Origin of the sequence: Variovorax sp. LjRoot175 (genome assembly GCF_964253805.1) — a bacterium.
Classification (GTDB): Bacteria; Pseudomonadota; Gammaproteobacteria; order Burkholderiales; family Burkholderiaceae_C; genus Variovorax.
In genome coordinates this window covers 2,701,085-2,720,605 of record NZ_CAXURY020000001.1, presented here as the reverse complement: position 1 = coordinate 2,720,605, position 19,521 = coordinate 2,701,085, and the positions used below count along the sequence as shown (strand labels likewise).

Genomic DNA, 19,521 nt, shown 5'->3' with positions numbered 1-19,521 from the left:
CTACTTTGCGCCCGCGGCCTTGAGCTTTTCGTCGAGCCTCGCGCCGGCCTTGGCCAGCATGCGGATCGCCTCGCGCTGGCGCGCATGCGTCGCCACGTGCAAGGGCGTGTGGCCGCGACTGTCGCGCGCATCGAGAGCGGCGCCGCCCTCGATGAGCGCTTTCAGCCGCGGCAGGTCGCCGCGCCACGCCGCCTGGTGCAAGCCTTCATAGGCCAGCACCTCTGCGGCGGCCGGCGACATCTGCGCCGCCGCAGGCGCGGCCAGGCCACCCGCGGTCAGCACGAGCGCAGCGAAGACAAGGACGGCCTTCATCGCCTTCAGCCCAACTGCGCCTTGACCTTCTCGATCCCCGCGTTGGCGCACTGCTCGTCCAGGTGACCACCCGGCGCGCCACCGACACCCACGGCGCCGATGACTTCGTTGCCGGCCTTGATCGGCACGCCGCCGCCGAGCAGCAGGAAGCCGGGGATGTTCACCAGGTTGGCCGCGCCGGGGTTCTTCTGTGCGTTCTCCATCATCGCCAGCGTCGGCGCCTTGGCCGAAGCCGAGGTCCAGGCCTTGCGCTCGCTGGCGCCCACGGTGTGCGAGCCCGCGTTGTCGGCGCGCTGCACCGCGCGCACCACGCCGGCGCGATCGACCACCGTGGCCGCCACCGAATAGCCGTTGGCCGCGCAGGCTGCCACGGTCGCCGCGGCGAGCTGGTTCGCAAGTTCGAGCGAGATGTTCTTTTCGCTGCGGACGGCGGGGCTCGGCGTCTGGGCTTGGGCCTGGGCGCTCATCGCGGAAGCGGCGAGCAGGACGGCGAGGCTGCCGAGGCGAAGGGTCGAATGCATGTAGGTCTCCGAAAGGGGTTGATCGATTTGCGCCGGCGCCTTGCCGGCCGCAACGCAACTGTAGAAACAGGCCCTTCGAAGGAACATTCGTACGGCTACGCCGGCCGCTCCGTAGAACTACGGAGTGCTGTCGACGAGCGCTGCGTAGCGCCGGATCAGCTGCGCCAGCGAATCGCAGCCGAGCTTGGCGAACAGGTTGGCGCGATGCGTCTCGACCGTGCGCGGCGACAACGCGAGCGCACGCGCGATCTCCTTGTTGGTGAGTCCGGCCACGATGAAGCCCAGCACCTCGCGCTCGCGTTCAGAGAGCTGGGCATGGCGCTCGCGCGCCGCCTGGTCGGCCTGCGCCCGTTCGCGCGAGCGGATGTGCTGGCGCACCGCGTGCTGCAGCGCCTCGAGCAGCTGTTCGTCGTCAACCGGCTTCTCGAGGAACTCCGCCGCGCCGGCCTTGAAGGCGCGCCGGCACATCTCGACCGTGCCGTGGCCGGTGAGCATGATCACCGGCTGGTCGACGCCCTGGGCGATCAGCGTTTCGAGCAGCGCGAGGCCGCCGATGCCGGGCATGCGCACGTCGAGCACGATGGCGCCGATGCCGCCGCGGTCGAAGCCCTCGAGGAAGGCCTGCGGATCCGCCCAGCCTTGCGTGCGCAGGCCCACCGTGCCGATCAGCAGGGCCAGGCTCTCGCGCACGGCGAGGTCGTCGTCGATCAGGTGGATGAGCGGAGAGAGCGGCTCGTTCATGACGAAAGCGGCAAGCGCAGCGTGAAGCGGGCACCGCGCGGCGCGGCCGCTTCCACGGCCAGCGTGCCGCCCACGCTCTCGGCCAAGGTCTGGCACAAGCTCAGGCCCAGTCCCAGGCCGCCTTCGCGCGTGCTGAAGAAGGGCTCGAAGATGCGCGGCAGGATCTCCGGCGCAATGCCGCGCCCGTTGTCGCTCACGGTCAACACACCGTATGCGCCGTTGCGAACCACGGTGAGCCGCAGTTGCCGCTCGCCGGCCGGCAGTTCTTCGAGCGCCTGCAGCGCGTTCATCAGCAGGTTGTGGACGATCTGCTCCAGTGCCACCGGCTCGGCCCGTACGCTCACCGGCGCCTGTGCGGCACCGTCGAAGGCCGGCGCGATCGCGCGCCTGTCGAATTCCGGGCCGAGCAGGTGCAGCCCGTTGCGCACCACCTCCTGCAGGATCACCGGCCTGGCCTCGGTCGCATGCCCGGGGCGCTCGATCACGCGGCGCAGGCGCGCCACCACGTCGGCGGCACGGCGCGCCTGTTCGGCGGCCTGCTTCATCGCCGCGCGTGCGGTGTCGAGCTCGGGCGGGTCGTCGTCGAGCAGCCGGCGCGCGGCCTGCGTGTTGGCGAGCACCGCGGTCAACGGCTGGTTGAGCTCGTGCGCCATGCCCGCCGCGAGCTCGCCGAGCGCATTGAGGCGCGCGACCTGGCCGAGCCGCAGCAGCTCTTCGGCACGCCGCCGCTCGATGCGCTGGCGCCGCAACGCGTAGCTGCCGGCCAGCACCACCGCCATCGCGAGCGCCCAGGCGGCCATCCAGGCCCAGGGCAGTTCGCGCCATGAGACCTGGCGCTGCGCCGCCAGGTCGAAGGCCTGGCTTTCTGAGGCCAGCACCTTGCGGAAGCTGAAGGGCCAGCCCTGCGAGGCCGCGGGCTGTCCGGCCTGCAGCACGAACTGCTGGCCCGCATGCTCGAGCACCACGCGCACCGGGCTCTGCTTCGGGTCCATCGGCCAGTCGCGCCAGGGCACGGTGCTCGCGAGGTCGATGTCGAGCGCATAGCTGGTCGGCTCGGCGCCGATCACGAGCCGGTAGCGGCCGTTCGCGAAGTCCTGCGCTGCAAGCTCGGGGCGCCGCAGTTCGCGCGACTTCGCCTCGGCCGCCGCCAACGGAGGGTCGGCCCAGGCCGCGCCGGCATCGCGCCGCTGCACGCCGAGGATCGAGGGGTAGACGGACGGCAGGCGCTGCTCCGAGCGGGCCCCGTCCGGCGCGGTTTCCAGCAATGCGAGCGTGGCCAGTACCGCGTCGTACTGCACCACCTGCTGGCTCATGAGGCGGTGCGCGATGCGCCCGTTGGCCTCGAACTCCTCATGGAGCTGCCGGAGTTCGGCGCGCGCGATCCAGACCGCACCGGCGCCGGCGAGCAGCAGCCATGCGAGCCACCAGCCGCCCTGCATACGCAACCATTGCCTCATGGCGCGGATTGTGCCCGCGCCGGCAGCGTGTCTTCAGCGATAGAGGTTGGCGGTCTCCTCGTTGGGAATGCCGTCGATCGGCGCTTCGGCGGTGCCGACCGTGGAGCGCGTGAGTGCCTCGACCCTCTCGCGCGTGGCCTGCGGGTCGGCGATCCATTGCGCGTAGAAGTCGTAGGGGCAGTCGGCCACGCCCTTGTCGCCTTCGTGCGAATTGAGGATGCCGGTGTAGCCGCGATGCAGCAGCTTGAACAGGTGGTTCTCCGACTGGCCGTTCTTGCGGAAGTCGCGGATCAGGCTTTTCGACAGCGCGGCGTACTGCACGCCCATTTCCTCTTCGCCGCACTCGCCGAGCGTGCGGCCGTCGAAGCCGATGATCGCCGAGTGGCCGAAGTACGAGTACACGCCGTCGAAGCCGGATGCATTGGCCACCGCCACATAGGTGTTGTTGGCGAAGGCCATCGCCTTCGAGATCAGGATCTGCTGTTCCTTGGCCGGGTACATGTAGCCCTGGCAACGCACGATGAGTTCTGCCCCCTTCATCGCGCAATCGCGCCAGATCTCGGGGTAGTTGCCGTCGTCGCAGATGATGAGGCTGATCTTCAGGCCCTTGGGACCCTCGCTCACGTAGGTGCTGTTGCCCGGGTACCAGCCCTCGATCGGCACCCAGGGCATGATCTTGCGGTACTTCTGGACGATCTCGCCCTGGTCGTTCATGAGGATCAGCGTGTTGTAGGGCGCCTTCTTCGGATGCTCCTCGTGGCGCTCGCCGGTGAGCGAGAACACGCCCCACACCTTGGCCTTGCGGCAGGCGGCGGCGAAGATCTCGGTCTCGGCGCCCGGCACCGTGGCCGCGTTCTCGTACATCTCGGTGCTGTCGTACATGATCCCGTGCGTGCTGTATTCGGGAAAGATCACCAGGTCCAGCCCCGGCAGGCCGGTCTTCATGCCCTCCACCATCTTCGCGATCGCCTTCGCGTTCTCCAGCACCTCGGCGCGCGTGTGCAGACGCGGCATCTTGTAGTTGACGACCGCGACGCCGACGGTGTCCTTGCTGCTCGAAATATCGCCGTGAATCATGATCGGTCCTTGTCTGTGGCCATGGATGCGATCCATTCTGCGAAGCCGGCGGACGGCGGCGAATACGTTGATTGACGTAGGGACAGCCGGGGCCCGAGAGCCCGACGATTTTCCGAGCCATTCGGCTCACGCGAAAATGCGGGCAATGAGCGTCTGCAGATTCCCCCGCCTCGTCTTCGCCCTCCTCTTCCTTCTCGCCTGCATCACCGGTTGCGCCACGGGCCCCACGCCCGGCGGATTGACCCCGATGTCGATTGCGCGCGTCGAGTCCCTCATCGTGCGCATGACGGTGGAAGAAAAAGTCGGCCAGCTGAGCCTCTACGCGCCCGCGGGCATCGACATCGTGGCCAATCCGCAGGCCGCGCGCCAGAGCCAGGAGCAGCAGCTGGCTGACATCCGCGCCGGCCGCGTGACCGGCCTCTTCAACAACGCGGGCCTCGAAGGCAAGCGCCGGGCGCAGCAGGCGGCGGTCAACGAGTCGCGCCTGGGCATCCCGCTTCTCTTCGGCGCCGACGTCATCCACGGCTTCCGCACCGTGTTCCCGGTGCCGCTCGCGGAGGCGGCCAGCTGGGAGCCGGCCCTGGCCGAACGCACGGCGCATGCATCCGCCGTCGAGGCCACGGCCGACGGCTTCCGCTGGACCTTCGCGCCGATGGTCGACATCGCGCGCGACGCGCGCTGGGGCCGCGGCGTCGAGGGCGCCGGCGAAGACGTCTACCTGGGCCGCCAGTTCGCGGCCGCGCGGGTGCGCGGCTTCCAGGGCAAGGACCTCGGGCGCGCCGATGCGATGCTGGCCACGCCCAAGCACTTCGCCGGCTACGGCGCGGCCGAGGGCGGGCTCGACTACAACACGGTCGATCTCTCGGAGCGCACGCTGCGCGAGGTCTACCTGCCGCCCTTTCGCTCGGCCATCGATGCCGGTGCGCTGTCGATCATGAGCGCCTTCAACGAGATCGGCGGCATCCCCTCGAACGCCAACCGCAACCTGCTGACCGGCGTGCTGCGCGGCGAATGGGGCTTCCAGGGCTTCGTCGTTTCCGACTACACCGCCGACGAGGAACTCATCGCGCACGGCTTCGCGGCCGACGGGCGCGAAGCCGCCAAGCGCGCCTTCCTCGCGGGCACCGACGTGAGCATGCAGAGCGGCCTGTACATGCAGCACCTCCCCGGCCTGGTGGCTTCCGGCGAAGTGCCGATGTCCCGCCTCGACGACGCGGTGCGCCGCGTGCTGCGGATCAAGCTGCGGCTGGGCCTGTTCGACCAGCCCTTCCGCGGGCTCGAAGACGCGGCCGGCCCGCGCTTCGACAGTTCCGCGCACCAGGCGCTGGCGCGCGATGCTGCCGGACGCTCGATCGTGATGCTCAGGAACGACGGCGACGTGCTGCCGCTGTCGAAGTCGGGGCAACGCGTCGCGCTCATCGGCCCCTTTGCCGGTGCCTCCGACCTGTTCGGGCCCTGGATGGTCTTTCCCGGCCAGGCGTCGCCGGCCGGCATCGAGGAGGCGATCCGGAATTCGCTCGCCTCGCCCGAACTGCTCACGGTGGTGCGCGGCTCGGACGTCGATGCGCCGACCGCGGGCGGTATCGACGCCGCAGTCGCTGCGGCGCGCGAGGCCGATGTCGTGGTGCTTTCGATCGGCGAGAACGAGCAAATGTCGGGCGAGGCCCGTTCGCGAAGCGACATCGAGATCCCGCGGGCGCAGCAGGAGCTCGCCGACGCTGTCGCAGCCACCGGCAAGCCGGTGGTCGTGCTGCTGCGCAACGGCCGCGCGCTGGCGCTCAGGGGCGCGGTGCGCAATGCGCGCGCGATCCTGGTCACCTGGTTCCTCGGTTCGCAGACCGGGCCGGCCATCGCCGACGTGCTGTTCGGCGACGTCAATCCCTCGGGCCGGCTGCCGGTGAGTTTTCCGCAGACGCCGGGCCAGGTGCCCTACTACTACAGCCACAAGCGCACCGGCCGGCCGCAGCTCGCCGATGCGCCGGCCACCTTCTACAAGGCACGCTACCTGGACGCGAGCAACGATGCGCTGTTCCCCTTCGGCCACGGGCTGGGCTATGCACGCGTGCGCTACGAGGGCCTGGAACTGAGTAGCCCGGGCCGCATGGCCTGGGACGGCACGCTGACCGTGCGCGCGCGCATCACCAACACCGGCAAGCGCGAGGCCGAGGAAGTGGTGCAGCTCTACATCGGCAACCGCGCCGCCAGCGTCACGCGGCCGGTGCGGGAGCTCAAGAGCTTCCGCAAGGTGCGCGTGCCAGCGGGCCAGACGATGGCGGTCGAGTTCACGCTCTCGCGCGCCGACCTGATGTTCATCGGCCAGGACCTGCAGCCCACGGTGGAGCCCGGCAACTTCGACCTGTGGGTCGGACCGTCGGCGGTCGGTGGCCTGAAGACCAGCTTCAGGCTGGCGCCCGAGTGAAGCGCTTCAGTGACTGATCATCCAGGGCCGCTTCGAGGGAAAGGTCTTGGCGCCGTTCGGTGCCTTCACCGTGGCGCCTGAGCGCGCGCTCGAGCAGCAGCCACAGCCGGCCGGGTGCCTGAGTCGCGCGTAGTCGCGCGAACTTCGCGGTTCGTGCGAGGCGCGTTCGTTGGTCTCGATCGCACGCCGCGTGCTGCCGGCCATCAGAGCCAGCTGTGGCGCATTCGCGAACACGCGCGGCGAGGCCTCGCCGCAATGCGGGCAGGCCGCAGGCTCGTTGCGTGCCGCCAGCGGGCGAAAGGCGTCGAAGCCGCCGCAGCGGCTGCAGGCGTAATCGTAGGTGGGCATCGATTCCGCCCGCCTCAGCGCAGGTCGTGCGACAGCGGCATGTCGATCGAGCCGTCGATCATCTTCGTCGGCCCTGCCGCGTTCGGATTGATGTCGAAGTCGAAGATCTGCGTCGGCAGCCAGAGCGTGGCGCAGGCGTTGGGCACGTCGACCACGCCGCTGATGTGGCCCTGCACCGGCGCGGTGCCGAGGATCGAATAGGCCTGCGCGCCCGAATAGCCGAACTTCTTCAGGTACTCGATGGCGTTCAGGCAGGCCTGGCGGTAGGCGATGTGCACGTCCAGGTAGTACTGCTTGCCGGCCTCGTCGACCGAGATGCCCTCGAAGATCAGGTAGTCGTTGTAGCTCGGCGTGATCGGGCTGGGCTTGAAGATCGGGTTCTTGATGCCGTACTTGGCCATGCCGCCCTTGATCAGGCTGACCTTCATGTGCACCCAGCCGGCCATCTCGATCGCGCCGCAGAAGGTGATCTCGCCGTCGCCCTGACTGAAGTGCAGGTCGCCCACCGAAAGGCCTGCACCATCCACGTACACCGGGAAGAAGACCTTGGAGCCGCGCGACAGATCCTTGATGTCGCAGTTGCCGCCATGCTCGCGCGGCGGCACGGTGCGCGCGCCCTCGGCGGCGGCCTTGGCCCTCGCCTCGCCCGTCATCTTGCCCATGTGGGCGGTGGCGGCGAAGGGCGGGTTGGCCAGGCCCGGCACGCGCTCCGGGTCGGTCGCGATCAAGTCGATCTCGCGCTTGTTCCACATGTCCAGCATCGGCTTGTCCGGCAGGCAGCCGATCAGGCCCGGGTGGATCAGGCCCGCGAAGTTGACGCCCGGCACATGGCGCGAGCTGGTGAACATGCCCTTGAAGTCCCAGATCGACTTTTGTGCTTCGGGGAAATGGTCGGTGAGGAAGCCGCCGCCGTTCTTCTTCGAGAAGAAGCCGTTGAAACCCCAGAGGCTGTCTTGCTTGGCGCCGATGTCCAGCAGGTCCACCACCAGCAGGTCGCCGGGCTCGGCGCCCTTCACGCCCACCGGGCCCGAGAGGTAGTGCACGGTGCTCAGGTCGATGTCGCGCACATCGTCGGCGCTGTCGTCGTTCTTGATGAAGCCGCCGGTCCAGTCGAAGGTCTCGAGGATGAAGTCGTCGCCCGGGTTGACCCAGCAGGCCATCGGGATGTCCGGATGCCAGCGGTTGTGGATCATCTCGTTCTCGGTGGGCGACTGGGTGAGGTCGACCTTGATCAGGGTGTCGGTCATGCGTGTGCTCCAGGGTTGGTTTGTGATGGATTGCGTGAGCCGCACCGAAATTCAGCGGCAAGCGAAGCGAAGCCCGTTCGGGGGACACCGTGGAACCGGCTTTGCCGGGCCACCGGTGTCGCCCCCTTGAGGGGGGATTCGGCTACACGAAGTGAGCAAGAAACGGGGGTGGTCATGTCACACGGAGAGGTAGGCCTTGATGTGATTGACGTCGGTCTTGTCGCGCGCGGTCTCGTGGACCAGGCGGCCGCCTTCGATCACGAACAGCCGATCCGCGACGTCCAGCGCGAAGCTCAGCACCTGTTCGGACACGACGATCGTGATCTGCCGCATCTTGCGGATCTCGTTGAGCGCCTTCGCGATGTCCTTGATGATCGAAGGCTGGATGCCTTCTGTGGGCTCGTCGAGCAGCAGCACCTTGGGTTCGGTGACCAGCGCGCGAGCGATGGCCAGCTGCTGCTGCTGGCCGCCCGAGAGGTTGCCGCCCTTGCGCCGCTTCATGTCGAAGAGCACCGGGAAAAGCGCATAGATCTCCTCGGGGATGCGCTTGACCTTGGCGTTCTCCAGGCCGGTCTGGATGTTTTCCTCGACCGTCAGCGTCGGGAAGATCATGCGGCCCTGCGGCACGTAGGCGATGCCCTTGGCCACGCGGCGGAAGCTCTCGTCGCGCGACACGTCCTGGCCCGCGACCTCGATCCTTCCGCTCTTGATGGGCAGCACGCCCATCAGACTCTTGAACAGCGTGGTCTTGCCCATGCCGTTGCGGCCCATGATGGCGACGGTCTCGTTGGCCCTGGCCTCGAAGGAGATGCCGTGCAGCGCCTCGCTCTGGCCGTAGGCGACGTGAAGGTCTGTCACTTGGAGCATGGGTCTCTTTCTCTCAATGACCGAGGTAGACGTCGATGACTTTCGGGTCGGCCTGCACCTTCTCCATCGGCCCTTCGGCCAGGATCTTTCCCTGGTGCATCACGGTGACCTTGTGCGCGATCTGCTTGACGAAATCCATGTCGTGCTCGATCACGATCACCGCGCGGTTCCTGCAGATGCGCTTGAGCAGCTCGGCCGTCAGCTCGCGCTCGCGCGCGCTCATGCCGGCGATGGGTTCGTCGAGCATCAGCAGCTCGGGCTCCTGCATCAGCAGCATGCCGATCTCGAGCCACTGCTTCTGGCCGTGCGAGAGCAGGCCGGCTTCGGTATGCAGCTTGCCGGCCAGGCCGATGTCATCGGCCACCGCCTGCACCTTGGCCTTGACTTCGTCGTCGCACTGGAAGGCCAGTGCACCGAACACCGAGCGCCCCTTGGGGAAGGACACCTCGAGGTTCTGGAACACGCTCAGGTTCTCGTAGATCGAGGGGGTCTGGAACTTGCGCCCGATGCCCAGGCGCACGCGCTTGTGCTCGGCCATCTTGGTGAGCTCGGTGTTCTGGAATTTGATGCTGCCGCTCGTGGCCCTGGTCTTGCCGCAGATCAGGTCAAGCAAGGTGGTCTTGCCGGCGCCGTTGGGGCCGATGATCACGCGCAGCTCGTTGCGGTCGATGTAGAGCGTGAGATCGTCGATGGCCTTGAAGCCGTCGAAGGAGACGCTGAGGTCTTCCACTGCGAGCGCGAAGTCGGTGTTGCTGCTCATGAAGAATCCTCAGGCGCTCTGGCTGCCGACACCGTCGGGCAGCGAGGGTTCAGCGACAGTGCGGCTCGCCTTCGGCGGCGGCTCCGGATAGTGGGCCTGCGCGGCGGCCAGTTGCTCGGCATGTAGCTTCCGCTCGGCGGCGCGGCGCAGCCACCAGGGCTTGATATGGCTCTCCCACAGCCCGGCCAAGCCCATCGGGAAGGCGAGCGTGACGCCGATGAAGAGCGCGGCCATCAGGAACAGCCACAGATCCGGAAAGCTCTCGGAGAAGAAGGTCTTGCCCGCGTTCACCAGCAGCGCGCCGTACACCGCACCTACCAGGCTCATGCGCCCGCCGACGGCCGCGAAGATCACCATCTCGATCGAGGGCACGATGCCGACGAAAGACGGCGACATGAAGCCCACCTGCAGCGCGAACATCGCACCGCCGATGCCCGAGAGCGCGGCGGCGAGGCAGAAGGTGAAGACCTTGAAGTTCGAGACGTCGTAGCCCGAGAAGCGCACCCGGTCTTCCTTGTCGCGCATGGCGAGCAGCAGCGTGCCGAGCTTGCTCTTCTGGATCCACAGGCACAGCAGGATGCTGGCCATCAGCAGGCCGACGCAGAGGTAGTAGAGGATGTACTTGGCGCTGTCGGTGCGCGTGTCCCAGCCCAGCACCGTCTTCAGGTCGGTCATGCCGTTGACGCCGCCGGTGTAGCCCTGCTGGCCGATGATCAGCACCGACAGGATCAGCGCCACCGCCTGCGTGATGATCGCGAAGTACACGCCGCCGACGCGGCGCTTGAACATCGCGAAGCTGATCAGCCAGGCCAGTGCCGTCGGCACCGCGATCACCAGGATCACCGTCAGCGGCAGGCTCTTGAAGGGCAGCCAGAGCATCGGCAGCTCGGTGATCTGGTTCCAGTCCATGAAGTCGGGGATTCCTGGCGTCGACTGGATCTTGGTGGTCTCGGGGTCCGAGGCCTCCAGCTTCAGGAACATCGCCATCGCGTAGCCCCCGAGCCCGAAGAAGACGCCCTGCCCCAGGCTCAGCACGCCGCCGTAGCCCCACACCATCACCAGGCCGACGGCGACGAAGGCGTAGGTGAGGTACTTGCCGACCAGGTTGAGGCGGAAGATGTCGAGCGTCGCCGGCAGCACGACCGCCAGCAGGACCGCCAGCACGATCACGCTCCACAGGCCCGAGCGCTTGAACGAATCGAAAAGCGAAGTCATGTGAGAAGTCCTAGCGCCGCACCTTGACGGCAAAGAGACCTTGCGGGCGCATCATCAGAATGAGCACGATCAGCGAGAGCGTGAGCACCTTGGCCATCGAGCCGGTGATGAAGAACTCCGAGATCGACTGCGTCTGCGCGATGCCGAAGGCCGACACCACCGTGCCCAGCAGGCTGGCCGCGCCGCCGAAGGTGACGACCAGGAAGGCGTCGACGATGTAGAGCTGGCCCGAGGTCGGCCCGGTCGAGCCGATGGTGGTGAAGGCCGCGCCCGCCACGCCGGCGATGCCGCAGCCGATCGCGAAGGTCAAGCGGTCGGTCTTCCTGGTGTCGATGCCGGTCGCGTTGGCCATCTGGCGATTGGCGACCGTGGCGCGCACGCGCAGGCCCCAGCGGCTTCGGTGCAGCGCGATCAGGATGCCCGCCGTCACGAAGGCGGTGAGCGCCAGCACGAAGAGGCCGTTGATCGGGATGTCCAGCCCCTCGGCCGGCGCCCACGAGCCCATCAGCCACTCGGGCAGCGTCGGGCTCACTTCCTTGGGCCCGATGCCGGTGCGGAAGATCTGCTGCAGCCCGAGGCTGATGCCCCAGGTGGCCAGCAGGGTGTCCAGCGGGCGCTTGTAGAGGTGCCGGATCAGCCCCCACTCCACCAGCCAGCCGGCGATGAAGGCGAACACGAAGGCCATCACGATGGCGAGCGGGAAGTAGTACGGCAGCAAGGCCGGTGCGTGCGCCTCAGTCAGCGTCGAGCCCAGGTAGATCGTGTAGGCCCCGATCGTCATGAACTCGCCGTGCGCCATGTTGATGACGCCCATCTGGCCGAAGATGATCGCCAGCCCCAGGCCCATCAGCAGCAGCACCGCGAACAGGCTCAGGCCCGCGAAGCCCTGCATCAGGCCGATGTTCAACATGTCCGAAAAGTTCATGGCGAAAATCCGATGGTTTTGACTCCTTCCCCCTCTGGAGGAAGGTTGGGATGGGGGCCAGCAGCGGTCGAATGCGCGCGCCGCATGCCCCCACCCCTGCCCCCCAGAGGGGGAGGGAGCGAAGTCCTTACTGGTAGCCTTTGGGGAACGGATCCGGCTTGATGAGCTCGCTCGACTCCGCCACCACCTTGAAGCTGCCGTCCGGCATGCCCTGCCCGATGCGCGCCTTGCTCCACAGGTGGTGGTTCGGGTCCAGCTTCACGTAGCCTTCGGGCGCGGTCTTCAGCTCGATGCCCGGCGAAGCGGCGACCACCTTGTCGACGTCGAAGCTGCCGGCCTTCTCGACCGCGGCCTTCCAGAGCCAGGGCCCGAGATAGCCGGCCTGCGTGACGTCGCCGATCACCGAGTCCTTGCCGTACTTGGCCTTGAAGGCGGCGACGAACTTCTTGTTGTTGTCGTTCGGCAGCGTCTGGAAGTACTTCATCGACGAATAGAAGCCGGCGAAGTTCTCTCCGCCCACGCCCGTCATCTCGTCCTCCGTCACCGCCAGCGTCAAGAGGAACTGCTTGTCGCCGGTGATGCCTGCGGCCTTGAGCTGTTTGTAGAAGGCGACGTTGGAGCCGCCCACCACCGCCGCGAAGATGCAGTCCGGCTTGGCGACCTTGATCTTGTTGATCAGCGAGTTGAAGTTGGTGTGGCCCAGCGGGTAGTACTCCTCGCCCTTGACCGAACCTTTCTGGAAGTTCTCGATGTGCTTGCGCGCGATCTTCATCGAGGTGCGCGGCCAGATGTAGTCGGAGCCGACCAGGAAGAAGGTCTTGGCCTTCTTCTCCTTCGCGCCCCAGTCCAGACCCCAGATGATCTGCTGCGTGGCTTCCTGGCCGGTGTAGATCACGTTCTTGCTCTGCTCCAGGCCTTCGTAGAAGGTCGGGTAGTACAGGAGGCCGTTCTCCTTCTCGAACACTGGCAGCACCGCCTTGCGCGAGGCCGAGGTCCAGCAGCCGAATACGGTCGCGACCTTGTCGTTGACCAGCAGCTTCTTCGACTTCTCGGCGAAGGTCGGCCAGTCGGAAGCGCCGTCTTCCTTGATCACCTTGATCTTGCGCCCGAGGATGCCGCCCATGGCGTTGATCTCGTCGATGGCGAGCTGCTCGGCCTGGATCGAACCGGTCTCGGAAATCGCCATCGTGCCGCTGGACGAATGCAGCTGGCCGACCGTCACTTCGGTGTCGGTCACCGCGAGCTTGGTGGTGTTCACCTTGGCTGTCGGGAATTGCTGGCCGAAGGCGAGGCCACCGAGGCCCAGCATCGGCAGCGCGGCGGCGCCCTGGATCAGGCGGCGGCGCTGCTGCAGCAGCGACTCGGGGGAGGCGTTGGGGTCACGGGACATATCGAACTCTCCAGGCGGGTTGTGAAAAGGCTTTGGGTTGCTGCGCACCACCGCTGTGCATCCAGCCGGCGGTGCGACCGGCACCATGGCCGCCACTCTAGGAAGAGGACCCGGCGATCCGAATACGTCAATCAACGTATCGGGGCCCGCGCCGCCCGGCGCCACACTGCCCGCCTTGCCCACGGCCCAGCAGGAGCGCTTCTTGCAACGCATGCCTTCCACTGCCGAGCGCCGGAACACCATGCAATCTGTGACAGGCCAGAAAATCTTCAGGATTCGCCGCGACTACAACGCCTGGGTCGCCGACGAAACCCTGGAGGACTACGCGCTGCGCTACACGCCGCGCAGCTTTCGCAAGTGGTCGGAGTTCCGGGTCGCTAACACGGCCTTCGGCGCCACCTCCTTCCTCGCGCTCGAAGCCATCGGCGGCACCATCGCGCTGAGCTACGGTTTCTCGAACGCGGTGTGGGCCATCCTGGTGGTGGGCCTCATCACCTTCCTCACCGGCCTGCCGATCGGCTACTACGCAGCCAAGTACGGGCTGGACATGGACCTGCTGACGCGCGGCGCCGGCTTCGGCTATCTCGGCTCCACGCTGACTTCGCTCATCTACGCGAGCTTCACCTTCATCTTCTTCGCGCTGGAGGCGGCCATCCTCGCGCTCGCGCTGCAGCTCTACTTCGGCTGGCCGCTGCCGGCGTGCTACCTGGTCTCGTCGCTGGTGGTGATCCCGATCGTGATGTACGGCATCACGCTGATCTCGCGGCTGCAGCTGTGGACGCAGCCGATCTGGATGGTTCTCTTCGTCTGCCCCTACATCGCAGTGCTGCTGAAGAACCCGCAGGCCTTCAGCGATTTCACCAGCCTCTCGGGCCGCATTTCGAGCAGCAGCGGCTTCGACGCCATCATGTTCGGCGCCGGCGCGACAGTGGCCTTCTCGCTGGTGGTGCAGATCGGCGAGCAGGTCGACTACCTGCGCTTCCTGCCGGAGAAGACGCCTGCCAACCGGCGCCGCTGGTGGGGCGCGGTGCTCGTCGCCGGCGCCGGCTGGATCGTGCCGGGCATGCTGAAGATGCTGGGCGGCGCCTTCCTGGCCTTCCTGGCACTGCAGCATCAGATCCCGAGCGAGCAGGCGGTCGAGCCGACGCAGATGTACCTGGCCGGCTTCGGCTACGTGTTCGGCAACCCGGCCTGGGTGCTGGGTGCGACCACGCTCTTCGTGGTGGTGTCGCAGATCAAGATCAACCTCACCAATGCCTATGCGGGCTCGCTGGCCTGGTCGAACTTCTTCGCGCGCCTCACGCACAGCCATCCGGGCCGCGTGGTCTGGCTGGTGTTCAACGTGATGATCGCGGTGCTGCTGATGACGCTGGGCGTCTTCGCTGCGCTCGAGAACGTGCTGGGCCTCTACAGCAACCTCGCCATCGCCTGGGTCGGCGCGCTGGTGGCCGACCTGGTCATCAACAAGCCGCTGGGCTGGAGCCCGAAGCACATCGAGTTCAAGCGCGCGCACCTCTACGACATCAATCCCGTGGGGCTTGGCGCGATGCTGGTGGCCGCGCTGCTGGGCATCGTGGCCTATGCCGGCGCGCTGGGTCCGCTGGCCCAGGCCTTCTCGCCCTTCATCGCGCTCCTGACTGCCCTCCTCGTCTCGCCGCTGCTCGCCTGGTGGACGCGCGGGCGCTACTACCTCGCGCGCAGCGGCGACACGCCCTGGGCGCCGGGCCAAAGCGTGAAGTGCTCGGTCTGCGAGAACGCCTTCGAATCGGAGGACATGGCCCATTGCCCGGCCTACAACGCGCCGATCTGCTCGCTGTGCTGCACGCTGGAGTCGCGCTGCCACGACCGCTGCAAGACCGGTTCGCGCGCGGCCGAGCAGGTCAACACCTGGTTGACGGCGCTGCTGCCGCCCGCGCTCTCGGCACGGCTCAACTTCCGCGTGGCGCGCTATCTGGTGGTGGCGAGCTCCTTCATCCTGCTGCTGGCCGTGATCATGGGCGTGGTGTACGAGCAGCAGCTGATCCAGAGCACGGTGGAGCGCGGCGCGCTGCGCGATGCCTTCCTCAAGGCCTTCGCGCTGCTCTCGCTGGCCGCGGCGCTGGGCGCCTGGTGGGTGGTGCTCGGCAGCGAAAGCCGCGAGATGGCGCAGGAGGAATCGAATCGCCACAACCACCTGCTCACGCTGGAGATCGAGGCGCACCAGCGCACCGACGCCGCGCTGCAGGCGGCCAAGGACGCGGCCGAGGCCGCCAACCAGGCCAAGACGCGCTACGTGGCCGGCATGACGCACGAGCTGCGCACGCCGCTCAACAGCATCCTCGGCTACTCGCAGATCCTGTTGAAGGAGGACGGCAAGCAGATCCCGCCGCGCGACGCGCTGCAGACCATCCACCACAGCGGCGAGCACATGCTGAGCCTGATCGACGGCCTGCTCGACCTGGCGCGCATCGAAGCCGGCCGGCTGCAGCTGGAGCGCATGCCGCTGCCGCTGCCCGAGTTCCTCGACGAGGTGGTGCGCATGGTGCGGCCGCAGGCCGAGGCCAAGGGCCTGGCCTTCGTCTTCACGAAGAGCGGGCGGCTGCCGGCCTGGGTGCAGGCCGATGCCAAGCGGCTGCGGCAGATCCTGATCAACCTGCTCGCGAACGCGGTGCGCTTCACCGATGCCGGCACGGTCACGCTGCACGTCGATGCGCGGCGGCAGGTGCTGCGCTTCGACGTCGTCGACACCGGCATCGGCGTGGCGCCGCAGGACCACCAGCGCATCTTCCTGCCCTTCGAGCGCGGCGCCGCGGGCCGCCAGCGCGGCGAACCGGGCACCGGACTGGGCCTGACCATCACCGGCCTCTTGACCTCGCTGATGGGCGGCGAACTCACCTTGACCGCGAGTTCGGCCGCCGGCAGCACCTTCAGCGTGCGGGTCTACTTGCGCGAGGTGCCCGATCCCGGACCGCAGGCCGAGCCGCAACGCCAGATCTCCGGCTACTTCGGCCCACGCCGCACGCTGCTGGTGGTGGACGACCAGCCGGTGCAGCGCCAAATGCTGGCCGGCATGCTGGCGCCGCTGGGCTTCGACGTGCGCGAGGCCGCCAGCGGCACCGAGTGCCTCGACAGCCTGCGCGAGCACGTGCCCTCGGCCATCCTGCTCGACATCAGCATGGACGACATGGACGGCTGGCAGACGGCCGCCCTCGTTCGCGCCGCCGGCTTCGACGCGGTGCCGATCGTGATGGTCTCGGCCAACGTGTTCGAGAACCAGGGCGAGCGACTGCGCATGGCCGGCTGCCAGGCCTTCATCGGCAAGCCGGTGATCGAGTCCGAGCTGATCATGACGCTGGAGCGCCACCTCGGCCTGGAATGGATGGTGCCCGGCCATGCGCCGCCGCCGGCCGAAGCCGCGCCGCCGCAGCAGCTGGGCCTGCCGGAAGACGCACGCACCGAGCTGATGAGCCTGGTGCAACTCGGCCACGTGCGCGGATTGCAGCGCGCGCTCGACCGCCTCGCGTCCGAAGACGCGACGCTGGCCGCCAGCTGCAGCTACCTGCGCCGCATGGTCATGCGCTTCGAGCTCGAGGATTTCAAGAAAGCCCTTTCGGAGGATCTGCTGCATGTATCCAACCCCTGAAAGCGAACGGCCCGTGGTGCTGGTGGTCGACGATGCGCCGAGCAGCCTGGGCGTGCTGTGCGACACGCTGGAGGCCAGCGGCTACACGGTGCTGGTGGCCGGCGACGGCGAGTCGGCGCTGCGCCTTCTGGAACTGGTGGTGCCCGACGCGATCCTGCTCGACGGCCTGATGCCGGGCTTGTCGGGCTTCGACACCTGCCGGCGCATCAAGGCCAACGCGGCGCTGGCGCACATCCCGGTGCTCTTCATGACCGGGCTGTCCGAAACGCCGCACGTGGTCGAAGGCTTCGAGAGCGGCGGCGTCGACTACGTGGTCAAGCCGATCCGCGCGCAGGAGGTGCTGGCGCGCCTGCACACGCACGCGCGCAACGCCCACATCGCGCGCATGGCGCGCGACGCGGTCGACGTGGCGGGCATGGGCGTGGTGCTGATCGACGCGCAGGGCCGCGTGGCCTGGCGTTCGCCGCAGGCCGCGCTGTGGCTGCATGCGCTGGGCGAGCCTTCGGCGCCCGGCCAGCTGCCCGCGGCGCTGGACCCGGTGCTCGCGGGCGGCGCGAGCGTGGTGCTTTCGACCTTGGCAGGCACGCGCCTGTCGGTGCGCAACCTGGGCACCGCGACGCTGGGCGAAACGATGCTGCTGCTGGCGCCGCACAAGGAAGGCGCCGCCGGCACTTCGCGCCTGGCCGATGCGGCGCTGACGCCGCGCGAGACCGAGGTGCTGTCCTGGCTCGCCAAGGGCAAGACCAACCGCGACATCGGCGAGATCCTCGGCATGAGCCCGCGCACGGTCAACAAGCACCTGGAGCACATCTTCGAGAAGCTGGGCGTCGAGACGCGCTCGGCTGCGGCGGCGTTGGCCAGCGGGCAGCTGGGCTAGGGCTTGCTGGAGAATGTGGCGCTCGCCCTGCCACACGATGCAAGACTCGCTTTTCGACGACCCGAACGAACCCGCGCCCGCTTCGCCCGCGCCGAAGAAGCGCGCAGGCCAGGCTGCTGCGGCCAAGGTCCAGCCCGCGCCGTCCGATGCGGCGCAGCAGGCGCTGGCGAAGGCGCTGCCGCCGCAACTGCGGCTCGGCACCTCTTCCTGGTTCTTCCCGGGCTGGGCCGGACTGGTCTGGGACGGCGAGTACGAGCAGTCGGTGCTGTCCAAGCACGGGCTCAAGGCCTATGCGCAGCATCCGCTGTTGCGCACCGTCAGCGTGGACCGCAGCTTCTACCGCGCGCTGTCGGCCAGCCAGTTCGCTGCCTACGCGCAGCAGGTGCCGGAAGACTTCCGCTTCGTCGTCAAGGCACCGAGCGTCGTCGCCGATGCGCTGGTGCGCGGTGAGGACGGGCGTGGCATGCAGCCCAATCCGGCCTTCCTCGATTCGGCATTGGCGGTGCAGGATTTCGTGCAGCCGGCGCTCGACGGCCTGGGCGCCAAGATCGGCGCGCTCGTGTTCCAGCTCAGTCCGCTGCCGTCGTCGATGTTGTCGCAAATGCCTGAGTTGTTGCAGCGCCTGCGGCACATGCTGCAGGCCTTGCCCGCGCTGCGCCCGAGCGCGCCGGACGGCGTGATCGCGGTCGAGGTGCGCAATCCCGAGTTCCTGACCCCGGCCTTTGCCGACGTGCTGCGCGAGGCCGGCGCCACCTACTGCCTCGGCCTGCATCCCAAGATGCCGCCGATCGGCGAGCAGTTGCCGGTGCTGCGCGCGCTGTGGCCGGGCCCGCTGGTCTGCCGCTGGAACCTGAACCGGCTGCACGGCGCCTACGGCTACGAGGAAGCCAAGCAGCTCTACGAGCCCTTCGACAAGCTCGTGGACCCGGACCCCGAGACACGCGGGACGCTGGCCCGCGTGATCGCCGCCACCACCGGCGCGGGCCATGCGGCCTACGTGACGATCAACAACAAGGCCGAGGGGTCGGCGCCGCTGTCGGTGCTGGCGTTGGCGCTATGCCTTGGCAGCCAGCCAGCCGACGATCAATGAGGCCAGGCTCGCCGCCGCCGCGGCCTCGTCGATGCGCCCGCGGACCATGTCGCGCGCGATCGCGTCGCCGGCGCCGATGATGCCGACGCAGCGCAGGCGCAATTCGTCCTCTGGCAGCTTCGAATAGGGCGCGAGCGCATCGCGGTAGAGAGCGACGTAGCTGTCGATCAGCTCGCGCTGGAAGGCGTCCATCTCCTCGTCGCCCTTGAGCGCGGCCGAGATTGCGTGCCATTCGGGTCCCACCGAAGTGAAGCAGTTCATGTAGGCGGTGCTGACCACCCGCGCCACCTCTTCCAGCCGGCGCGGCGTTCGTTCGAGCGCGAGCAGCAGCGCGGCGACCTGGCGGTTGTCGATCTGCTCGTAGAGCGCGATCAGGAGGCCCGAGCGTGTCTTGAAATGTTCGTAGGCGATCGGCTTGCTCACGCCCGCGCGCTCGGCCAGGTAGCCGAGCGTGAGGGCGTCGGTGCCCTGCTCCCGCACGATGGCGAGCGCGGTCTCGAGCAGCTGTTCGCGGCGCTCGGCCTTGGACAGCTTTTTGGGCAAAGGGTCGTTCATGGGGCGGGCTTGACAGCGTCTTTGGTCTGGATTCTACTTTCGGTAACTTACCAATAGTAAGTTACTTGACGTAGATTGCATCTTACCCAATCCCAGAC

General features: G+C 67.8%; 17 protein-coding genes. 4 read left to right on the top strand and 13 right to left on the bottom strand.

All coding sequences use genetic code 11. The features are described from left to right. The 5 genes from ACSQ89_RS13590 to ACSQ89_RS13570 form a co-directional block, all read right to left on the bottom strand. Complete coding sequence (locus ACSQ89_RS13590; RefSeq protein ID WP_139191691.1) at window positions 1-312, bottom strand: ankyrin repeat domain-containing protein; 312 nt, start codon at window positions 310-312, stop codon at window positions 1-3. Between the two features lie 5 nt (window positions 313-317). After that, window positions 318-833, bottom strand: coding sequence for a GlcG/HbpS family heme-binding protein (locus tag ACSQ89_RS13585; RefSeq protein WP_093107832.1), 516 nt, complete (start codon window positions 831-833; stop codon window positions 318-320). A 117-nt stretch (window positions 834-950) separates the two neighbouring features. Beyond that, on the bottom strand, window positions 951-1,574 hold the full coding sequence (locus tag ACSQ89_RS13580) for a response regulator transcription factor (protein WP_093107417.1): 624 nt from the start codon (window positions 1,572-1,574) through the stop codon (window positions 951-953). Continuing rightward, window positions 1,571-3,031 carry a sensor histidine kinase gene (locus tag ACSQ89_RS13575; protein WP_436290430.1) on the bottom strand — a complete coding sequence of 487 codons (1,461 nt, stop codon included), beginning with the start codon at window positions 3,029-3,031 and terminating at the stop codon, window positions 1,571-1,573. Before ACSQ89_RS13575 ends, ACSQ89_RS13580 begins: the two co-directional genes overlap by 4 nt. 33 nt (window positions 3,032-3,064) lie before the next feature. Next, complete coding sequence (locus ACSQ89_RS13570; RefSeq protein WP_436290431.1) at window positions 3,065-4,108, bottom strand: aliphatic amidase; 1,044 nt, start codon at window positions 4,106-4,108, stop codon at window positions 3,065-3,067. Window positions 4,109-4,355: 247 nt separating this feature from the next. Here ACSQ89_RS13570 and ACSQ89_RS13565 point away from each other — a divergent pair, with 247 nt between their 5' ends. Further along, window positions 4,356-6,527 (top strand): glycoside hydrolase family 3 N-terminal domain-containing protein, encoded by a 2,172-nt coding sequence (locus ACSQ89_RS13565; protein WP_436290432.1) that lies wholly within the window; start codon window positions 4,356-4,358, stop codon window positions 6,525-6,527. 6 nt (window positions 6,528-6,533) lie between these two features. Here the strand turns inward: ACSQ89_RS13565 and ACSQ89_RS13560 are convergent, their stop codons facing one another. From ACSQ89_RS13560 to urtA, 7 genes are all read right to left on the bottom strand, one after another. Next, window positions 6,534-6,875 carry a zinc ribbon domain-containing protein gene (locus ACSQ89_RS13560; protein WP_093107425.1) on the bottom strand — a complete coding sequence of 114 codons (342 nt, stop codon included), beginning with the start codon at window positions 6,873-6,875 and terminating at the stop codon, window positions 6,534-6,536. Between the two features lie 14 nt (window positions 6,876-6,889). Continuing rightward, window positions 6,890-8,122 (bottom strand): formamidase, encoded by a 1,233-nt coding sequence (fmdA, locus tag ACSQ89_RS13555; protein ID WP_436290433.1) that lies wholly within the window; start codon window positions 8,120-8,122, stop codon window positions 6,890-6,892. 177 nt (window positions 8,123-8,299) lie between these two features. After that, window positions 8,300-8,989 (bottom strand): urea ABC transporter ATP-binding subunit UrtE, encoded by a 690-nt coding sequence (gene urtE, locus ACSQ89_RS13550; protein WP_093107429.1) that lies wholly within the window; start codon window positions 8,987-8,989, stop codon window positions 8,300-8,302. A gap of 13 nt (window positions 8,990-9,002) precedes the next feature. Further along, a complete protein-coding gene (gene urtD, locus ACSQ89_RS13545; protein WP_093107431.1) occupies window positions 9,003-9,749 on the bottom strand; it encodes an urea ABC transporter ATP-binding protein UrtD in 747 nt (248 codons plus the stop codon). Between the two features lie 9 nt (window positions 9,750-9,758). Further along, window positions 9,759-10,964: an urea ABC transporter permease subunit UrtC gene (gene urtC / locus ACSQ89_RS13540; RefSeq protein WP_093107433.1), complete on the bottom strand. Its 1,206-nt coding sequence runs from the start codon at window positions 10,962-10,964 to the stop codon at window positions 9,759-9,761. Window positions 10,965-10,974: 10 nt separating this feature from the next. Further along, complete coding sequence (gene urtB, locus ACSQ89_RS13535) at window positions 10,975-11,889, bottom strand: urea ABC transporter permease subunit UrtB (protein ID WP_093107435.1); 915 nt, start codon at window positions 11,887-11,889, stop codon at window positions 10,975-10,977. A gap of 127 nt (window positions 11,890-12,016) precedes the next feature. Then, the gene (gene urtA / locus ACSQ89_RS13530) at window positions 12,017-13,279 is read right to left on the bottom strand and encodes an urea ABC transporter substrate-binding protein (RefSeq protein ID WP_093107437.1); all 1,263 of its coding nucleotides are present in this window, start codon (window positions 13,277-13,279) and stop codon (window positions 12,017-12,019) included. A gap of 241 nt (window positions 13,280-13,520) precedes the next feature. On the opposite strand from urtA, the gene ACSQ89_RS13525 reads away from it, so the two are divergent. The 3 genes from ACSQ89_RS13525 to ACSQ89_RS13515 are packed head-to-tail and all read left to right on the top strand — an operon-like array spanning window position 13,521 to window position 18,868. Next, window positions 13,521-16,901, top strand: coding sequence for a hybrid sensor histidine kinase/response regulator (locus ACSQ89_RS13525; RefSeq protein ID WP_093107834.1), 3,381 nt, complete (start codon window positions 13,521-13,523; stop codon window positions 16,899-16,901). Next, entirely contained in the window at window positions 16,885-17,778 is an 894-nt protein-coding gene (locus ACSQ89_RS13520) for a response regulator transcription factor (protein WP_093107439.1), read from the top strand. Before ACSQ89_RS13525 ends, ACSQ89_RS13520 begins: the two co-directional genes overlap by 17 nt. Window positions 17,779-17,815: 37 nt before the next feature. After that, window positions 17,816-18,868, top strand: a complete 1,053-nt coding sequence (locus ACSQ89_RS13515; protein ID WP_436290434.1) for a DUF72 domain-containing protein — start codon at window positions 17,816-17,818, stop codon at window positions 18,866-18,868. On the opposite strand, the gene ACSQ89_RS13510 is transcribed toward ACSQ89_RS13515, so the two are convergent. Then, window positions 18,833-19,423, bottom strand: coding sequence for a TetR/AcrR family transcriptional regulator (locus ACSQ89_RS13510; protein WP_093107442.1), 591 nt, complete (start codon window positions 19,421-19,423; stop codon window positions 18,833-18,835). The genes ACSQ89_RS13515 and ACSQ89_RS13510 overlap by 36 nt on opposite strands. Window positions 19,424-19,521: the final 98 nt, after the last annotated feature.